16 protein-coding genes are annotated in these 17846 nt (G+C 46.1%); all 16 read left to right on the top strand.

The features are described 5' to 3' along the window. The first annotated feature begins 342 nt into the window (after positions 1 to 342). The 16 genes from IEY09_RS04760 to IEY09_RS04685 all read left to right on the top strand — a co-directional run bounded on the left by IEY09_RS04760 (position 343) and on the right by IEY09_RS04685 (position 17829). Complete coding sequence (locus tag IEY09_RS04760) at positions 343 to 1842, top strand: NAD(P)H-hydrate dehydratase (protein ID WP_188870068.1); 1500 nt, start codon at positions 343 to 345, stop codon at positions 1840 to 1842. 80 nt (positions 1843 to 1922) lie between these two features. Next, a complete protein-coding gene (tsaE, locus tag IEY09_RS04755) occupies positions 1923 to 2387 on the top strand; it encodes a tRNA (adenosine(37)-N6)-threonylcarbamoyltransferase complex ATPase subunit type 1 TsaE (protein WP_037414194.1) in 465 nt (154 codons plus the stop codon). Between the two features lie 8 nt (positions 2388 to 2395). Beyond that, a complete protein-coding gene (locus IEY09_RS04750; protein WP_069453623.1) occupies positions 2396 to 3787 on the top strand; it encodes an N-acetylmuramoyl-L-alanine amidase in 1392 nt (463 codons plus the stop codon). Between the two features lie 5 nt (positions 3788 to 3792). After that, entirely contained in the window at positions 3793 to 5712 is a 1920-nt protein-coding gene (gene mutL / locus IEY09_RS04745) for a DNA mismatch repair endonuclease MutL (protein ID WP_372841680.1), read from the top strand. Beyond that, positions 5705 to 6631 (top strand): tRNA (adenosine(37)-N6)-dimethylallyltransferase MiaA, encoded by a 927-nt coding sequence (miaA, locus tag IEY09_RS04740; RefSeq protein WP_188870066.1) that lies wholly within the window; start codon positions 5705 to 5707, stop codon positions 6629 to 6631. The genes mutL and miaA overlap by 8 nt, the downstream gene beginning before the upstream one ends. Positions 6632 to 6723: 92 nt before the next feature. After that, entirely contained in the window at positions 6724 to 6996 is a 273-nt protein-coding gene (gene hfq / locus IEY09_RS04735) for an RNA chaperone Hfq (RefSeq protein WP_011070934.1), read from the top strand. A gap of 23 nt (positions 6997 to 7019) precedes the next feature. Further along, positions 7020 to 8327, top strand: coding sequence for a ribosome rescue GTPase HflX (gene hflX, locus IEY09_RS04730; protein WP_188870064.1), 1308 nt, complete (start codon positions 7020 to 7022; stop codon positions 8325 to 8327). Between the two features lie 36 nt (positions 8328 to 8363). Continuing rightward, positions 8364 to 9509 (top strand): FtsH protease activity modulator HflK, encoded by a 1146-nt coding sequence (hflK, locus tag IEY09_RS04725; protein ID WP_037414184.1) that lies wholly within the window; start codon positions 8364 to 8366, stop codon positions 9507 to 9509. A gap of 3 nt (positions 9510 to 9512) precedes the next feature. Continuing rightward, positions 9513 to 10406 carry a protease modulator HflC gene (gene hflC / locus IEY09_RS04720; protein WP_037414182.1) on the top strand — a complete coding sequence of 298 codons (894 nt, stop codon included), beginning with the start codon at positions 9513 to 9515 and terminating at the stop codon, positions 10404 to 10406. Between the two features lie 370 nt (positions 10407 to 10776). Beyond that, positions 10777 to 11367, top strand: a complete 591-nt coding sequence (gene petA, locus IEY09_RS04715; protein ID WP_037414180.1) for a ubiquinol-cytochrome c reductase iron-sulfur subunit — start codon at positions 10777 to 10779, stop codon at positions 11365 to 11367. Then, entirely contained in the window at positions 11367 to 12581 is a 1215-nt protein-coding gene (locus IEY09_RS04710; RefSeq protein ID WP_011715793.1) for a cytochrome b, read from the top strand. Before petA ends, IEY09_RS04710 begins: the two co-directional genes overlap by 1 nt. Continuing rightward, positions 12581 to 13279, top strand: a complete 699-nt coding sequence (locus IEY09_RS04705) for a cytochrome c1 (RefSeq protein ID WP_055647225.1) — start codon at positions 12581 to 12583, stop codon at positions 13277 to 13279. The genes IEY09_RS04710 and IEY09_RS04705 overlap by 1 nt, the downstream gene beginning before the upstream one ends. Before the next feature lie 96 nt (positions 13280 to 13375). After that, positions 13376 to 14005 carry a stringent starvation protein SspA gene (gene sspA / locus IEY09_RS04700; protein WP_037414175.1) on the top strand — a complete coding sequence of 210 codons (630 nt, stop codon included), beginning with the start codon at positions 13376 to 13378 and terminating at the stop codon, positions 14003 to 14005. Beyond that, complete coding sequence (locus IEY09_RS04695) at positions 14005 to 14442, top strand: ClpXP protease specificity-enhancing factor (protein ID WP_037414173.1); 438 nt, start codon at positions 14005 to 14007, stop codon at positions 14440 to 14442. The genes sspA and IEY09_RS04695 overlap by 1 nt, the downstream gene beginning before the upstream one ends. A gap of 155 nt (positions 14443 to 14597) precedes the next feature. Beyond that, a complete protein-coding gene (locus IEY09_RS04690) occupies positions 14598 to 15173 on the top strand; it encodes an anthranilate synthase component II (protein ID WP_037426997.1) in 576 nt (191 codons plus the stop codon). A 175-nt stretch (positions 15174 to 15348) separates the two neighbouring features. Further along, on the top strand, positions 15349 to 17829 hold the full coding sequence (locus IEY09_RS04685; RefSeq protein WP_188870062.1) for a S9 family peptidase: 2481 nt from the start codon (positions 15349 to 15351) through the stop codon (positions 17827 to 17829). Positions 17830 to 17846: the final 17 nt, after the last annotated feature.

Here is a 17846-nt window from a genome sequence, read left to right as displayed (position 1 = left end):
ACCAAGCGGACAGGTCGAGCTTGTGTAGAGGTATTGTGGGAAGGATGGTTTAGGTTACAAACCATCCTTGAGGGTTACGAATTGGCCATGTCTCTCAATCACGAAGACTTGTGATCAAGAGACAGGCTAAATGCTGGCTTTGTTGTTTTTGGATGATAAGTGTTATCCATATTCACTGCTTTTTGCATGGCATCTGATTTACGTCATAACTTTTCTCGAAGCTTTTTGCTACTTTCTTGATCTCATTAGTTGATTTGACCATTAACTGTTTAGTGTTCATCCATAGCGATGGTCGATTAGATGAGTCACCCTTTTGTTATTTTGTCGCGCAGGAGATCCTCTATGGCACAAGATTTATCGAGTTTACCCACAGCGCTTTATACGCAAGAGCAGGTGCGAGCGGCTGAACTGCTCGCAGTTTCAGAAGGGGAAGCTACGTTGTATCAATTAGTTGAACGTGCTGGATGCGCAGCGTTTAACTATTTAACAGAGCAGATAGTGCGCCAGCCTAAGCTTGGGGCTATGCCATTATTGGTACTCGCAGGTAATTGTAATAACGGTGCCGATGCCCTCGTTTGTGCTCGACTAGCTCTAGAAGCAGGACATAAGGTTCACGTTTTTTTACTAAAGACCAAGGGTACGCCAGAATTTGAACAAGCGCTTTCTGCTTACCTTAATCAAGGTGGGATAGTCGATTCTCCTAATATTGATGCGATCTTACAGGCGCCAATCCTTATCGACGGATTGCTGGGGACTGGCGTTCAGGGCGCGGTGCGAGAACAGGTTGCAGCGCTTATCCATGCCATTAATCAGAGTAATGCTTGGGTGCTTAGTTTGGATCTCCCCTCGGGGATCTTGGCCGATACCGGTGTTGTCGCTCAAGTCGCAGTGATGGCGGATGCGACTTTATGCTTTGGCGGTTTAAAACAAGGCCTACTCACCAGTAAGGCAAGACATCACTGCGGTCATCTTGCTTTTGCCAATTTGGGATTAACTCCTTTTTTTAATGGTGAAAGCGCGACTCGAGTGGGTGGTGAAATCCTAAAAAGCTATTTTGCCGCCAGAGCAAGGGATAGCCACAAAGGTCAATCGGGTAAAGTGACCCTGATTGGTGGTGACTTTGGCATGGCTGGGGCGATTCGACTTGCCAGTGAAGCTTGTTTGCGTGCGGGGGCTGGATTAGTCACAGTGATCAGTCGGCCTGAGCACCAACTTACGGTAAATGTATCTCGACCTGAGTTAATGTTTTGGGGTTGTGAGCTAGTCGATATGGAGGTGTATCTGCGCCTTGGTTGGGCACAGGTGGTTGTGCTTGGCCCGGGGTTAGGTAAACACGATTGGGGTTATAACTTGTTTAAAGCCGCGGGGTTAAGCGATAAACCCTGTGTACTCGATGCCGACGCATTGAATTTACTCAGTCAAGAACCGCGCAGGCAAACTAACTGGGTACTCACGCCTCATCCGGGAGAGGCCGCACGACTGTTGGGATGCAGTGTCGCTGATATTGAGCATGATCGATTCGCAGCCGTGCGTGCTTTGCAGCAAAAATACGGTGGAGTAGTGCTGCTTAAAGGGGCTGGAACCATCATTTTTGATGGAGAACAGATGGTCGTGGCGCCAGTTGGTAATCCAGGTCTTGCGAGTGGTGGGTGCGGTGATGTGTTATCTGGTATTATAGGCGCCCTTATGGCTCAAGGTATGGATAACATGCAGGCGACAGTCGTTGGCGTTGTCGTTCATGGTTGCGCGGCGGACCTTGCAGCGGTTCAAGGTGAACGGGGCATGTTAGCCAGCGATTTGATGCCTTTTATTCGCCAATTAGTAAATAGTGATTTACTCTAGGCGCTATAAAATTTAAGCGCGGGTGGACTGCCGCGCTTAAATTGCCTCCTTAATCGATAACGGCAGTGATATAAGCGGACATGACAGAGACAGAGTTAACCTTTCAATTACATAATGAAGACGAGACTATTGCGGTTGGGCAAAAATTGGCTCGCCATATTCAAGCGCCTTTGACTCTGTATTTAACGGGGGATTTGGGGGCGGGTAAAACCACTCTGAGCCGCGGTTTGATTCAAGGATTAGGACATAAAGGTGCAGTCAAAAGCCCAACTTACACTTTAGTTGAACCTTATGAGCTCGACGGTGTCGAAGTTTATCATTTTGATTTGTATCGTTTAAACGATCCCGAAGAGTTAGAGTTTATGGGGATCCGTGATTACTTTACCCAGAGCAGCCTCTGTATCGTAGAATGGCCTGACAAAGGTGAAGGGTTGTTACCCGATGCAGATATCCACCTACATTTAAAATATTTTAACCAAGGACGTGAAATCCATATTCGAGCCTTAACCGAATCAGGTAAAACGCTATTAGCCGCGATAAAATAAAAACAAAGATGACTAAAAATAAGTATTACTTTCAAAGAATTATTCTTTTTTTATGCGCGTTTTTTGCTGTTGCAGCCCACGCGGCCAACCAGCTCGAAGGTGTGCGTATTTGGGCCGCACCCGAGTCGACACGAATTGTGTTCGATTTGAGTGAGGTGCCCAATTACAGTTATTTTTCCCTCGATGGTCCTCATCGTTTAGTGGTCGATCTAAAAAAGGCATCAACTAAACTGAGCCTGAAAAATATCGATAACAACAGTAAGTTAGTCAAAGGCATACGAGTCAGCAAATCTCCGACGAAAGGCGATTTACGTCTGGTTATTGATTTGGTTAAACCCTTAAATGCGAACTTATTTTCGTTACCCGTGACGGCCCCTTATGGTAATCGGCTTGTGGTTGACCTAGAGGATAAAACTGTGACGGCTTCGCCGTCAGTCACGAGTTCAACTTCAGTTAAAAAATCCGTTAATCAAAGTGTGCCATCTTCCCGCGATATTGTTATCGCGATTGATGCTGGGCATGGTGGTGATGATCCCGGCTCGATTGGACCATCCGGTCTTTATGAGAAAAAAGTCGTGTTCGAAATTGCAAAACGGTTATCGAGCAAAATTAACGACACACCTGGAATGCGTGCAGTGATGATCCGCACTGGTGATTACTTTGTAAATTTGAATAAACGCTCTGAACTTGCTCGTAACAGTAAGGCAGATTTGCTGATCTCTATTCATGCGGATGCTTTTACATCACCCAATCCACGAGGTGCATCTGTGTGGGTATTGTCGATGCGCCGTGCAAACAGTGAAATTGGTCGTTGGTTAGAACAAAAAGAGAAACACTCAGAGTTGCTGGGTGGTGCTGGGGAAATTATTCAAAATACTGATAATGAACAGTATCTTGCTATGACCTTACTCGACATGTCTATGAACAGCTCTATGGCCATTGGTCACTCGGTTGCTGGGGATATTTTAAAAGATTTAGGTGCAGTGACGGAGCTGCATAAGAATCGTCCTGAATCAGCCAGTTTTGCAGTGTTAAAGTCTCCTGATATTCCGTCAATCTTGGTGGAAACGGGCTTTATCTCGAATCCGAAAGAAGAGCGTTTGCTGAGCAGCAACCGTCATCAAGAGAGTATTGCCACTGCGATTTACAAGGGGGTTAATCGTTATTTCCAAAACAACCCACCGGCTGATACCTTATTGGCCAAGCGCAATCATGGAAGTTCAACGGCGCCATCAAGTACTCAATCTGCGGGAAATATTAAGCATAAGGTGAGTCGGGGGGAGTCGCTTTCTGCTATTGCCCAGCGCTATAAAGTCCCGATGGCTAGCATTATACGTGCTAATGGCATGAAGACTGATGTGGTACAGCTTGGGCAGACACTTGTGATTCCTGAGAGTTAAATAGGATGAAGTCTATGGGGATCCAGATCCTTCCACCGCAATTGGCGAACCAAATCGCCGCTGGCGAAGTTGTCGAAAGACCGGCCTCAGTGGTGAAAGAACTCGTTGAGAACAGCTTAGATGCTGGCGCAACCCGTATCGATATCGAAATCGATAAGGGCGGCAGTAAGCTGATTAAGATCCGTGACAATGGTTCGGGGATCCCAAAGGATGAATTAGCCTTGGCGTTGTCGCGCCATGCCACCTCGAAACTGCATTCCCTCGACGATCTTGAAGCTATCCTCAGCTTTGGCTTTCGCGGTGAGGCTTTAGCAAGTATCAGCTCCGTCTCCCGTTTAACCTTAACGTCGCGCACTGCTGAGCAAACCGAAGCGTGGCAAGCTTACGCTGAAGGCGTCGATATGGCTGTTAAAGTCATGCCTGCGGCGCATCCGGTGGGTTCAACCATTGAAGTCGTTGATCTATTTTTTAATACTCCGGCGCGTCGACGCTTTTTAAAAAGTGACAAAACCGAATTTACTCATATTGATGAATGGTTAAAGCGAATTGCTTTGGTGCGGGGGGATATCCATTTTACCCTGACACACAATGGTAAAACCGTGCGCAATTATCGCCCGGCGATGAATGAGTCACAATATTTACAACGACTGACCCAGGTTGCGGGCCGGCCGTTTGCCGATCAAGCACTTAGAATCGAATGTCAACACGATGATTTACGTTTAAGTGGTTATCTGCAATCGCCTTGGTCAACCGTGCAGACCGATACTCATTACTTTTATGTGAATGGCCGTCTAGTGCGCGATCGTTTAGTTAATCATGCGGTACGTCAAGCATTTGCACAAAAGGCCGAAGTAGAACAACCCGGCTATGTGCTGATGCTGGATATTGATCCTCATCAGGTGGATGTGAACGTGCATCCAGCAAAACATGAAGTGCGGTTCCATCAAAGCCGTTATGTGCATGATTATATTTTGCAGGCACTGCAATCGGCGTTAGAAGAAGCCGGAGAGCTTAGTTTTGAACGTCCTTTCGAGCTGGGTTCGCCCCAAGTGGAGGATGATGTTTCAGAACCCAAGTCTGAACATACTGCCTTCGAGCTGCAATCTCCGAAAGCTAACTTAGCTTGGACTAATACTCCTCAACCTGAAAATTATCGAGGGAGTCAAGTCGATACGCCTGTTGGTGAGTCTCGTGCTCGAGATATTGCCACCGTTCGGGCGGGGACTATGGTGCAGAGCAATGCCTATGGAAGCATGGCGGTACCTAGGGAGTCACGCAGTAGTTCGGCTGGAGAAAGCCGTGCAAGAGCTGAGCTGCCTTCTAAGACTGCGATTGCCAGTTATGGTGCATTACTGCAGACCCCATCTTACAGCGTACAGGACAAGGCTTATCAAGCTGTTTTACCTATGCCATTGATACTCGATGGACAATTTTGGGTATTTAGTGATGGGCCAAAATTAAGTTTATTACGTATTGAGTCTGCAGCATTAGCAGTCCGTAGCCATGAGATTGAAATAAAACTGGCTACAGGGTTGATTGGGCAGCCTTTATTGATGCCAGTATCGGTCGCCGCTGATCCTGATTGGGCAGCGTTACTCGAAGAGCATGCAACACTTATCCGTCAACTTGGTTTAGAGCTAACAATTCGTTACCAGCAGTTGATTATTAAAAAAGTGCCCCCATATCTGAGGGACTGTCAGTTAGCGAAGATCATTCCTGAGTGGTTACAATCGCTACGTTTTGAAGCGCCAGCACCCAATGCATTAGCGTTATGGCTGGCAGAGCAGAGTCTAACTGGATTTATCTCGGCACCCGATATTTGGGCCGCTTATTGTCAGTTAACGGAAGATAAAAGGCAGAAAATTGCCAGTAAAGCAGTATCCTTACCTTGGCAATCGTGGCTAGAAGAGCAAGCAATTGAATAAAGAATTACAGCCTAAAGTGGTTTTTTTGATGGGGCCAACGGCGTCAGGAAAAACGGCTTTAGCTCTCGAATTAGCCGAAAAGCATAATTGCGAAATTATCTCGGTTGATTCAGCATTAATCTATCGCGGCATGGATATCGGCAGTGCTAAGCCCTCTGCCGAGGAATTAGCACGAGGTCCGCATCGGCTGATTGATATTCGCGATCCGAGTGAAAGTTATTCGGCTGCCGATTTTAGAGCCGATGCGCTGCGCGAGATTGAACAGATTATCAGCATGGGCAAGATCCCTTTATTAGTGGGCGGAACCATGATGTATTTTAAGGCTCTATTAGAGGGATTATCGCCGCTACCCAGTGCTGATGAGGCTATTCGCGCCGATATTCAAGCCGAGGCGGATACAAACGGATGGGAAGCGCTGCACGAGCAATTGAGGGAGATAGATCCCGTCTCTGCAGAAAGAATTCATCCTAATGATCCACAAAGGCTTTCAAGAGCGTTAGAAGTCTATAGAATAAGCGGTAAGAGTTTGACTGAGTTAACCATGACCAAGTCGACTCCTTTACCCTATGATGTGGTGCAATTTGCCATTGCACCGCGAGAGCGTAAAGTGTTGCATGCGTTAATCGGGCAGCGTTTTCGCATAATGTTAGAGCAAGGCTTTATTGATGAAGTCGTCCAGCTTAAAGCGAGAGGTGACTTGCATTTAGATTTACCCTCAATGCGTTGCGTGGGATATCGACAATGTTGGCAATATCTCGATGGTGAATTTGACTATGATACTATGGTCGAAAAAGCCGTTGCCGCTACTAGGCAATTAGCTAAGCGTCAATTAACATGGTTGCGTAGTTGGCCAGAGTTGAATTGGCTGGAAAGTGGTGCTGAGGGGAATTTAGTTACACTTATGCGTCAATGCCGCTAGCTTATTAGCCCTTGCTGTATAATACTAAAACTAAACAAAAAACTTCACTGATATCGATTTATTTTTATATAAATTAAAAAGGAAATAATAAAATGGCTAAGGGGCAATCTTTACAAGACCCATTTTTGAACGCACTACGCCGCGAGCGCGTTCCTGTATCTATTTACTTGGTAAACGGCATTAAACTCCAAGGACAGGTAGAGTCGTTTGATCAGTTTGTCATTCTGTTGAAAAACACAGTGAGCCAAATGGTTTACAAACACGCTATTTCTACTGTGGTTCCTGCTCGTCCATTTAACGTTGCTGGCCATCAAAATGCCCAGGGCGGTTATGGCGCGCAAGACGATATGCCAAGTGGCGAATAAAGTTTAGTTAAGGAGTTTGCTTCTTGTTTGATCGTTATGAGGCGGGAGAAACAGCGGTTCTTGTCCATATCGACTTTTCCGATGAGGAACGCCGAGAAGACTTAGTGGAGTTACAGCTATTAGTCGAATCAGCTGGAGCACGCTCAGTCGGGGTCATTACTGGAAGTCGACGCTCACCAGACCGTAAGTTTTTTATTGGTTCTGGTAAAGCCGAGGAGTTAGCCGCCTTAGTGGCAGCCACCGAGGCTAATGTGGTTATTTTCAATCACGCCTTGAGTCCAGCTCAGGAGCGAAATCTTGAACAGGTATGTCAGTGCCGAGTATTGGACAGGACATCACTGATCTTAGATATTTTCGCCCAAAGAGCTCGGACTCATGAAGGTAAGCTGCAAGTGGAGCTAGCGCAATTGCGCCACATGTCGACTCGCCTAGTGCGTGGTTGGACTCACCTTGAGCGCCAAAAGGGTGGTATTGGTTTACGTGGCCCAGGGGAAACCCAACTCGAAACAGATAGGCGCTTGCTTCGGGGGCGCATTAAAAACATCAACAAACGCTTAGAGCGTGTTGATAAACAACGTGAGCAGAGTCGCCGCGCCCGTAAGCGTAGTGACATGCCAACCGTCTCATTAGTGGGTTATACCAACGCGGGCAAGTCAACGCTGTTTAATGCCTTAACCTCATCTGATGTTTATGCAGCTGACCAGCTATTTGCGACTCTTGACCCTACATTGAGAAAGTTAGATCTACCCGACGGTGCCGTAATTTTAGCGGACACTGTAGGTTTTATTCGTCATTTGCCACATGATCTCGTTGCTGCATTTAAAGCAACATTACAAGAGACGCGTCAAGCAGATTTGTTACTGCATATTGTTGATTGTGCAGATGAAAATATGGCGGATAATTTTGAGCAAGTGCAATCAGTGCTTAAAGATATCGATGCTGATAAAGTGATGCAATTGATTGTTTGCAATAAAATTGACTTGCTTGAAGATGTTACGCCGCGTATCGAATATGATGAACGCGGTAAGCCTGTACGAGTCTGGGGTTCGGCACAAAAGCGTTTGGGGTTTGATCTGCTCTTGAAGGCGATCACTGAGTTAATTGGTGAAGTTATTCATGAGTTTACACTTAAGATTCCGGCAACTGCTGGACATTATCTTGGCCAGTTTTATCGACTGGATGCGATACAGCAGAAAGAGTACGACGATCTGGGGAACTGTATTTTGTCTGTTCGTTTATCGGATGCCGATTGGCGCCGATTAGCTAAACAGAGTCAGGGTGAGTTAGAAACCTTTATCTACGATGCGTCGATAGAAAAGGCTGTTTGTTAATAATCTAATTTATTTCATCCACTTATGGAGTGCTAAATGGCTTGGAACGAGCCCGGTAACAAGGGTAATGATCCTTGGGGAAATAAAGGTGGTAACGACAAAGGACCACCGGACCTTGATGAGGTTTTTCGTAATCTTTCAAAACGCTTTGGCGGCAAAGGTAATGGCTCTTCTGGCCAAAACTTTAGTTCCTTTAGCTTAATCATCATTCTTGCCATCGCTTTTGTTGTTTGGGGACTTTCGGGTTTGTACACCATTAAAGAAGCCGAGCGTGGCGTAGCGTTGCGTTTTGGTCAACATAATGGTGAGGTGGGACCGGGTCTTCACTGGAAACCAACGTTTATCGATGAAATTTATCCTGTTGACGTGCAATCAGTTCGCTCTGTGCCATCATCTGGCAGCATGCTAACTTCTGATGAAAACGTCGTGAAGGTTGAGCTAGACGTGCAATATCGTATTTCTGATGCGTATGCCTATCTTTTTAGTGCGGTAGACGCCAATGCCAGTTTACGTGAAGCCACTGACAGTGCGCTGCGCTATGTCATTGGTCACAACAAGATGGACGATATTCTGACCACAGGCCGTGATGCTATTCGTCGCGATACTTGGAAAGAATTAGAACGCATTCTTGAGCCGTACAAGTTGGGCTTGGCTATTGTTGACGTTAACTTCTTGCCAGCGCGTCCGCCTGAAGAAGTGAAAGATGCATTCGACGATGCCATTTCAGCGCAAGAAGACGAACAACGCTTTATTCGTGAGGCTGAAGCCTATGCCCGTGAGATTGAACCGAAAGCACGTGGTGAAGTCGAGCGCATGGCGCAACAAGCTAATGCTTATAAAGAACGTGAAATTTTAGAGGCGCGCGGTAAAGTGGCTCGTTTCGAGTTGCTCTTACCTGAATACCAAGCTGCGCCTGAAGTGACCCGTAAGCGTTTGTATCTCGATGCAATGCAACAGGTGATGACTGACACTAACAAAGTCATTATCGATGCTAAAAACAACGGCAATTTAATGTATCTGCCACTAGACAAGTTAATGAAAGAGAAGCCTGCGACTATGCCAGACGTTGAGCCTAAACCTCAACAGAATGTCAATTCTTCATCTATTTCAACGACACGCATTGGTGAGCCTTTGAGTGAACGCCCATCTCGCGAGGAACGTGCTCGCCAGGGGAGGGAGTAATTCATGGGTAGATTAAGTATTGTTCTGATCGCCGTTATATTAGGCATTGGTTTGTCATCTGTGATGGTGGTTAACGAAGGCGAACGTGCGATTGTGGCGCGCTTTGGCGAAATCGTTAAAGATAAAGTTGATGGCAAACAAGTAACACGTGTTTTCGGCCCAGGTTTACACTTTAAAGTGCCTGTGATCGATAAAGTGAAGTTGCTTGATGCGCGTATCCAAACCTTAGATGGTGCTGCAGATCGTTTCGTCACCTCTGAGAAAAAAGACTTAATGGTCGACTCCTATGTGAAGTGGCGTATTTTTGATTTCGAAAAATACTACCTCTCTACTAATGGGGGGATTAAATCGAATGCTGAGACCTTACTGCAACGTAAGATCAACAACGATTTACGTACCGAGTTTGGTCGTCGTACGATCAAAGAGATCGTTTCTGGGCAGCGTGATGAGTTACAAAATAACGCGTTAGCGAATGCTGCTGAGAGTGCTAAAGATTTAGGTATTGAGGTTGTTGACGTGCGTGTTAAGCAGATCAACCTACCCGCAAACGTGAGTAACAGTATTTACCAACGTATGCGCGCTGAGCGTCAAGCTGTGGCTAAAGAGCACCGTGCTCAAGGTAAAGAGCAATCTGAAATTATTCGCGCTACGATTGATGCCAATGTTACTGTTAAAATTGCGGAAGCAGAGCGTAAAGCCTTAACCATTCGTGGTGAAGGTGATGCATTAGCTGCAAAAATTTATTCGGATGCTTATAACAAAGATCCTGAATTTTTTAGCTTTTTGCGTAGTTTAGATGCTTATCGTGCGAGCTTCTCCGGAAGTTCAGACGTTATGGTGTTAGAGCCAGATAGCGAATTCTTCAAATACATGAAGAGTAGTGCTACTAAGAAATAAGCGATGCTAAATCGTTCAGAATGGGCCCCAATCACTGGGGCCCATTTTTTTATCCTAAATGAAAACAGTAAGTGACAAAGTGAGCGCTAAAATTACATTAGCAATGCATTGTTTATGCCTATCACACAGTCAATATGCTCAAAAAACAGTTCAAAACGATTAAAATTGCTTAACAGCTGTACTTTTTTTGCCCTTTTTTTAAAAAACTCGCAATCTCCCTAACTTACTTGCGTGTTTTCACTATGATCTGCTTCTAATTTTTAGCTATAATGAGCCCCGCTTCAAACTTCGATTTTTGCCCATGGTGATAACTAAGAGGCAAAAAGTCTTTGAAATATAAAAATTCCAACACCCTCTGGGAGATAAGTGGATGAGCAATGCGCCAGTCGATACCGGACGTCGCAGATTCCTGACAGCCGCAACCGCCGTAGTAGGTGGTGCTGGTGCCGTCGCTGTAGCGGTTCCTTTCATCAAGTCATGGAATCCGAGTGCCAAAGCGAAAGCTGCAGGTGCACCGGTCGAAGTAAATATCAGTAAAGTAGAGCCAGGTCAGCTGATCCGTGTTGAATGGCGAGGAAAACCTGTATGGGTTGTTCGTCGCACTGAAGCTGTGATCAATGAACTGCCAACACACGACGATAAGTTAAGAGATCCAGCTTCTGCTGAAATGCAGCAGCCTGAATATGCAACAAATCCTCTGCGCTCAATCAAGCCAGAGTATTTTATTGCTGTCGGTATTTGTACCCACCTAGGATGTTCACCCACTTATTTGCCAGATTCATTTGCTGAGCAAGTTCAAGGTGTGACTTCTGGTTTCTTCTGCCCATGTCATGGTTCTAAGTTCGATATGGCGGGCCGCGTGTTCCAAGGCGTTCCAGCTCCATTGAACCTAGTTATCCCTCCACATCAATATGTTGATGATGGCACTGTTATCATCGGTGTAGATAAAGGAGTGGCGTAATGGTTAAGAATTTAATTAATTGGATTGATGCTCGGATCCCAATGACGGCGACGTATAATCGCCATGTGGGTCAGTATGCTACGCCAACTAACTTTAACTTTTGGTACTTCTTCGGTTCGCTAGCGATGTTGGTATTGGTTAACCAATTACTGACGGGTATCTGGTTAACGATGAACTATGTACCCACAGCAGAAGGTGCTTTCGCCTCTGTTGAATACATCATGCGTGACGTAGAGTACGGCTGGTTATTGCGTTATATGCACTCAACGGGTGCGTCTGCGTTCTTTGTGGTGATCTACTTACATATGTTCCGTGGTCTGATTTACGGTTCATATCAAAAGCCTAGAGAACTGCTGTGGCTATTCGGTATGTTGATTTTCCTCGTGCTGATGGCTGAAGCCTTTATGGGTTACTTGTTGCCATGGGGACAAATGTCTTACTGGGGTGCGCAGGTAATTATTTCTCTGTTCGGTGCTATCCCTGTTATCGGTGATGACTTAACTCTATGGATCCGTGGTGACTACGTGATCTCTGGCGCCACACTGAACCGTTTCTTTGCTCTGCACGTTATCGCACTGCCATTAGTGTTAGTGGTTTTAGTGTTCTTACACTTAATCGCTCTGCACGAAGTGGGTTCAAACAACCCAGACGGTATCGAAATCAAGAAGAACAAAGACGAGAATGGCTGGCCAGTTGATGGTATTCCATTCCACCCATACTACACAGTTAAAGATATTATGGGCGTTGCGGGCTTCCTGATTGTGTTCTGTTACGTGCTGTTCTTCATCCCAGAAGGCGGCGGTTACTTCCTTGAAAAGCCAAACTTTGAAGCGGCTAACCCAATGAAGACACCTGAGCATATTGCGCCTGTATGGTACTTTACACCTTTCTACGCCATCTTACGTGCTGTTCCCGATAAATTGGGCGGTGTGGTTATGATGGGGCTGTCGATTGCAGTACTGTTCGTATTGCCTTGGTTAGATCGTTGTAAAGTGAAGTCAATTCGCTACCGCAGCACGCTGCACAAGTTGAACATCGCTCAGTTCGCTGTATCGTTCATCGTCTTAGGTTATTTAGGCGCTGTACCTGCAACACCAGAGCTGACTATTGTTGCACGTATCTTCACTGTGACGTATTTCGGCTACTTCTTATTACTGTGGTTATACAGCAAAAATGAGAAAACTAAGCCTGTTCCAGCGAGGTTGACACACTAATGAAAAAATTACTGATTGCATTAGTTACATTGCTCCCAACGCTGGCGATGGCCGCAACTGGACACAATGTACATTTAGAAAAAGCCAACGTTGATCTGCATGATAAGGCTTCTTTAGAGCGTGGTCTGGATATGTTCCAACACTATTGCTCTGGTTGTCATAGCACTCAGTATCAACGCTATGAGCGTGTGGCGAACGATCTCGGTATTTCTGCCGATGATATGCGTAGCAAGTACATGTTTACCGATGCCAAAATCGGTGAGCTGATGCAAAACGCAATTCCACATAAAGATGCGGCTAAGTGGTTCGGTGCAACACCACCAGATCTTACCTTAGTGGCACGGGTTCGTGGCGAAGATTGGGTGTATTCATACCTCAAAGGCTTCTATAAAGATCCAAGCCGCCCATTTGGCGTAAATAACACTGTATTCCCTTCTGTGGGTATGCCACATGTTCTTGAAGAACTGCAAGGCACGCCTGTTAAGCAAGAAGATGGTACAATTGTGGTTTCTGGTGGTAAGTTAAATGCTGAAGAGTATGACCAAGCGGTACGTGATATCACTGGTTTCTTAGTTTATTCAGCTGAACCTGTTAAGTTAGAGCGTCAAGCTTTAGGTTGGTGGGTGCTCGGATTCCTGTTTATATTCTTTATTGTGGCCTACCTCTTGAAGAAAGAGTATTGGAAAGATGTACACTAGGCACCAATAACGGGTAAAATATAGTATCCGCATAGTGTAAACGGGGGGCTTTGCCCCTCGTTTACTTTTGTTTTATTTCGACTCTGGAGGGTATCAATGGCTGTTGCTGCCAACAAACGCTCTGTCATGACACTGTTTTCAGGTGCTGATGATCTTTATAGCCATCAAGTCCGTATCGTGTTAGCTGAGAAAGGGGTTACTGTTGATGTTTTACAGGTCGACCCTAATGAAATGCCAGAGGATTTACTCGAAGTAAATCCTTATAACTCAGTACCTACTTTATTAGACCGTGAGCTCGTACTCTATGAGTCACGTATCATTATGGAATACTTGGATGAGCGTTTCCCTCATCCACCTTTGATGCCTGTTTACCCTGTATCTCGTGGTCAAAGCCGCTTGATGATGCATCGTATCGATACTGATTGGTACTCACTCGTCGCACGTATTCGTAAAGGTGACCGCGCAGAGGCTGCTCGTAAAGAGCTGACTGAAAGTTTACTGTCAATCGCGCCAGTATTTGCTGAAATGCCTTACTTTATGAGTGAAGAATTTGGTTTAGCGGATTGTTACCTCGGCCCATTATTATGGCGTTTGCCTGTATTGGGTATTGAGTTAGACAGCCGCGTAGCAAAAGACATCAAAGCTTACATGACACGTATTTTTGAGCGTGAATCTTTTAAAGCTTCGTTGACTGAAGCTGAACGCGAAATGCGCATGGGTATGTAATGAAAGCGTTGACTCCAAATCGTCCTTATTTACTCAGGGCTTACTACGATTGGTTGATGGATAACCAATTAACACCTCACGTTGTGGTTGATGCCTTTGTCAAGGGCACTCAAGTACCGCAGCAATATGTGAAGGATGGCCAGATTGTATTAAATATCGCGGCTGGTGCAGTGGGCAATTTGCAAATTGGTAATGAATTTGTGGAGTTCAATGCGCGTTTTGGTGGTGTACCTCAGCAGGTATTATTGCCAATGGCTTCGATTGTGGCCATTTACGCTCGTGAAAATGGCGCTGGGACTGTCTTCGATATTGAAGATGCGTACTTAGTCGAAGAGGAAGCCGAATCGGCCTTGTCTATCATTGAGACAAAAGACAAGCCAACCGAACCAACGGATGAACCGCCTAAGCGTCGTAGCCATTTAACCTTAGTCAAATAAGTTACTTGTGCTCTGATCTATACTATGGAAAGCCAGTCAATTGACTGGCTTTTTGTTTTTTTAATGCTTAATCCCAAGCTGGTGCTGTGGTAGCATTTGCGCCGCATTTCAGCCGTGGAGTGCATCGACTTCCCATTTGAGCCAATGGATTTTGTATGTTGCTAATGATCGACAATTACGACTCTTTTACCTTTAACTTAGTGCAGTATTTTCAGCAGTTAGGGCAAGAGATCGTGGTTAAACGCAATGATGAAATCAGCTTAGCGGAAATCGAGGTGTTATCGCCGAGTCATTTAGTCATCTCTCCTGGCCCTTGCTCACCCAACGAAGCGGGGATTTCCTTGGCAGCAATTGAGCATTTTGCTACTCGTTTACCGATCCTTGGCGTGTGCTTAGGACATCAAGCCATGGCGCAGGTGTTTGGGGCCAAAGTCGTGCGAGCACAGCGGGTGATGCACGGTAAAGTTAGCGAGATTACCCATACTGGTGAGCGCCTGTTTAAAGGGTTAAATCAGCCATTAACGGTAACTCGCTACCATTCCTTACTGGTTGATACCATACCTGACGGTTTTGTGCTGGATGCTTGGTTTGATGACCCGAACCATGGACGCGAAATTATGGCGATGAGTCATAAAGAGTTGCCGCTCTTTGGTGTGCAATTTCACCCCGAGTCGATTCTCACCGAGCAAGGGCATGAATTGTTGGCAAATTTCTTATCTCAATCGGCTTAGGTTGAATCCAAAAAATCGATTTTGCTCTACTCTTTGTTACAAGATTTCTCCTTCATTTAAGCAAATATGTCGCTCAAGTGTGATATAACTGCCGCAAAACGATGCCTGCTCACGTACTCATGGAGTTAGCTCCAAAGTGTAACTAGGGCTGCGATAACAATAAAAGGAAGGACAAATGAACAGCGTAATGCGAAATTTGGGTTTAAGTGCGTTAGCCGTTGCGGTATTGACGAGTTGCGCCGCCACCTCAACCGAAACGGCAACTCCCACGACCACACCACAGGCTTATCAAGTCCCTTTAGCTCAGCCTCCCCAAGTTTCACAACCGCTTACGCTGAATCAAATTATGGCGAACCCCGATTGGATGGGGATTTTCGCTAAGGAAGCCTACTGGAGCGATGACAGTCAGAGCGTTTTCTTTGCGCGCCAACCCAGTGCATCGCCATTACGGAATTATTATCAGCAGGGCATTAATGACAGCCGCGCCGTTGAACTGGCCATCGATAAGCTACATGCGGCTGATCAACAGTTTGGTGTGTTCGATAGCACTAAAGCTAACAAGGCGTATCTCTACCAAGGCAATATTTTTGTTAAGCATTTAAGCTCTGGCAAAATCACCCAGCTTACCCGCCAGCGCACTGCCATCAGTGGCCTGCGTTACCTTAACAATGGCGATATCGCCTATTGGCAAGGGGATAATGTTTTCCAAATCCATCAAGACAGTGGATTAGTGGAGCAGTTGGCTGAAATCAAAATGGCGAAAGCGCCTGAAGGTGTGAAAGAACCCAGCAGCTACTTAGCCAAGCAGCAGCACAGACTCATTCAATATGTGGCGTTGCAGCAGGAAAATGCCAAAGCCAAAGAACAGTTTAAGAACGAGCTGCAAAAGAGCGATCCGACCCTCGCCGCTAACACTTGGTATCTAGGTGATGCCGAGGTGGTGTCTGAGCTAAGTCTGTCGCCAGACGGTCGCTATCTGTTTGTAGCCCTAACCGATAAAAATTACACCGGCAGCAGTGAACACGACATCATGCCAAACTACCTCGGTAGCGAAGGCTATATCGACCCTGTGCCCGTGCGTGCCCGTGTCGCGGAAGATAATCCACCAGGACAGCGCTTTGTGGTGTTAGACCTCAATGAGCATAAACAGATCGATGTAACTATCGAAGGCTTAACCGGCTTCGATGAAGACGTTTTAGCTAAGGTTAAGAGTGAAAACGCTAAAGCAAAAGGTGAGTCATATCAAAGTACTAAGGCTCCACGTAAAATCCAGCTGATGCAGGATTGGGGCTGGACTCAAAGCGCGATTCAATGGCATGAGTCTGAGAACAAATTGGCGGTGATGGTCGAAGCGACCGATAACAAAGATCGTTGGATTGCCAGTGTCGATCTGGCAAAGGGCAAGTTTATCACCGAGCATCGCCTGCATGATGATGCTTGGGTGAACTACGACTATAACCAATTTGGCTGGTTACCCGGTACTGACAGTCTGTACTATCTCTCTGAAGAAACAGGTTATTCCCAGCTTTATATCAAGGCTCGTGGCGAAAAGCCCCGCGCTTTGACTCAAGGTAAGTTTGTGGTGAGTGATATTACCCTATCGCCCGATGCAAACTACATCTACTACAAGGCTAACCAAAGCCACCCTGGTATTTACAATGTTCACCGTGTGAATATCGCCTCGGGCAAAAACGAGCAATTAACTCAGTGGGACGGTAACTTAGATTACAGCTTAAGCCCCGATGGCACTAAGTTGCTGCTGAATGCCTCTCGCCGTACAGAGCCGAATGAGCTGTATGTTCAACCGATTGGCGGTGAGTTAAAACAGCTCACGTCATACACCAGCGATGCCTTTAAGCAATATCCATGGCAAGCACCCGAAGTAGTTGCCGTTCCTTCAAACCATGGCGCTGGCCAAGTGTATGCGCGGGTTTATTTGCCGCAGGGTTATGACAAATCTCGCGCCGAGAAATATCCTGCCGTTATCTTTAACCATGGCGCAGGTTACTTACAAAATGCCGATTATGGCTTTAGTGGTTACTTCCGTGAGTTTATGTTCCACAACCTACTGACCCAACAAGGCTATGTAGTGATGGACATGGATTACCGTGGTTCTAAAGGCTATGGTCGCGATTGGCGCACGGCGATTTATCGCAATATGGGGCATCCTGAAGTCGAAGATTTAAAAGATGGCGTGACTTGGATGGGCCAAAATGCCAACGTGGATATTAAGCGCGTCGGTACCTATGGCGGTTCTTACGGCGGTTTCTTAACCTTTATGTCCTTATTTACTGAGCCGGAATTATTCCAAGCAGGCGCAGCACTGCGCCCTGTGGCGGATTGGGCACATTACAACGCGCCATACACCTCCAATATTTTAAACACGCCGGATGTTGACCCTATCGCCTATGAGCGTAGCTCGCCTATCGAACATGCCCAAGGCTTGACTAAGCCATTACTGATCATGAGTGGCGTGATGGATGATAACGTGTTTTTCCAAGATAGCGTGCGCATGGTGCAGCATCTTATCGAGCTGGAAAAACCGATGTTCGAAACGGCGATTTATCCGGTTGAGCCCCACGGCTTCCGTCAGCCATCGAGCTGGTTAGACGAATATCGCCGTATTTACAAACTCTTTGAACAAGAGCTTAAGTAAATCTCGCGAAAGTATTA

It is taken from the genome of Shewanella xiamenensis, assembly GCF_014647135.1.
GTDB classification, from domain to species: Bacteria; Pseudomonadota; Gammaproteobacteria; order Enterobacterales; family Shewanellaceae; genus Shewanella; species Shewanella xiamenensis.
The sequence above is the reverse complement of the archived record's forward strand: the minus strand, read 5'-3'. Positions and strand labels throughout refer to the sequence as shown.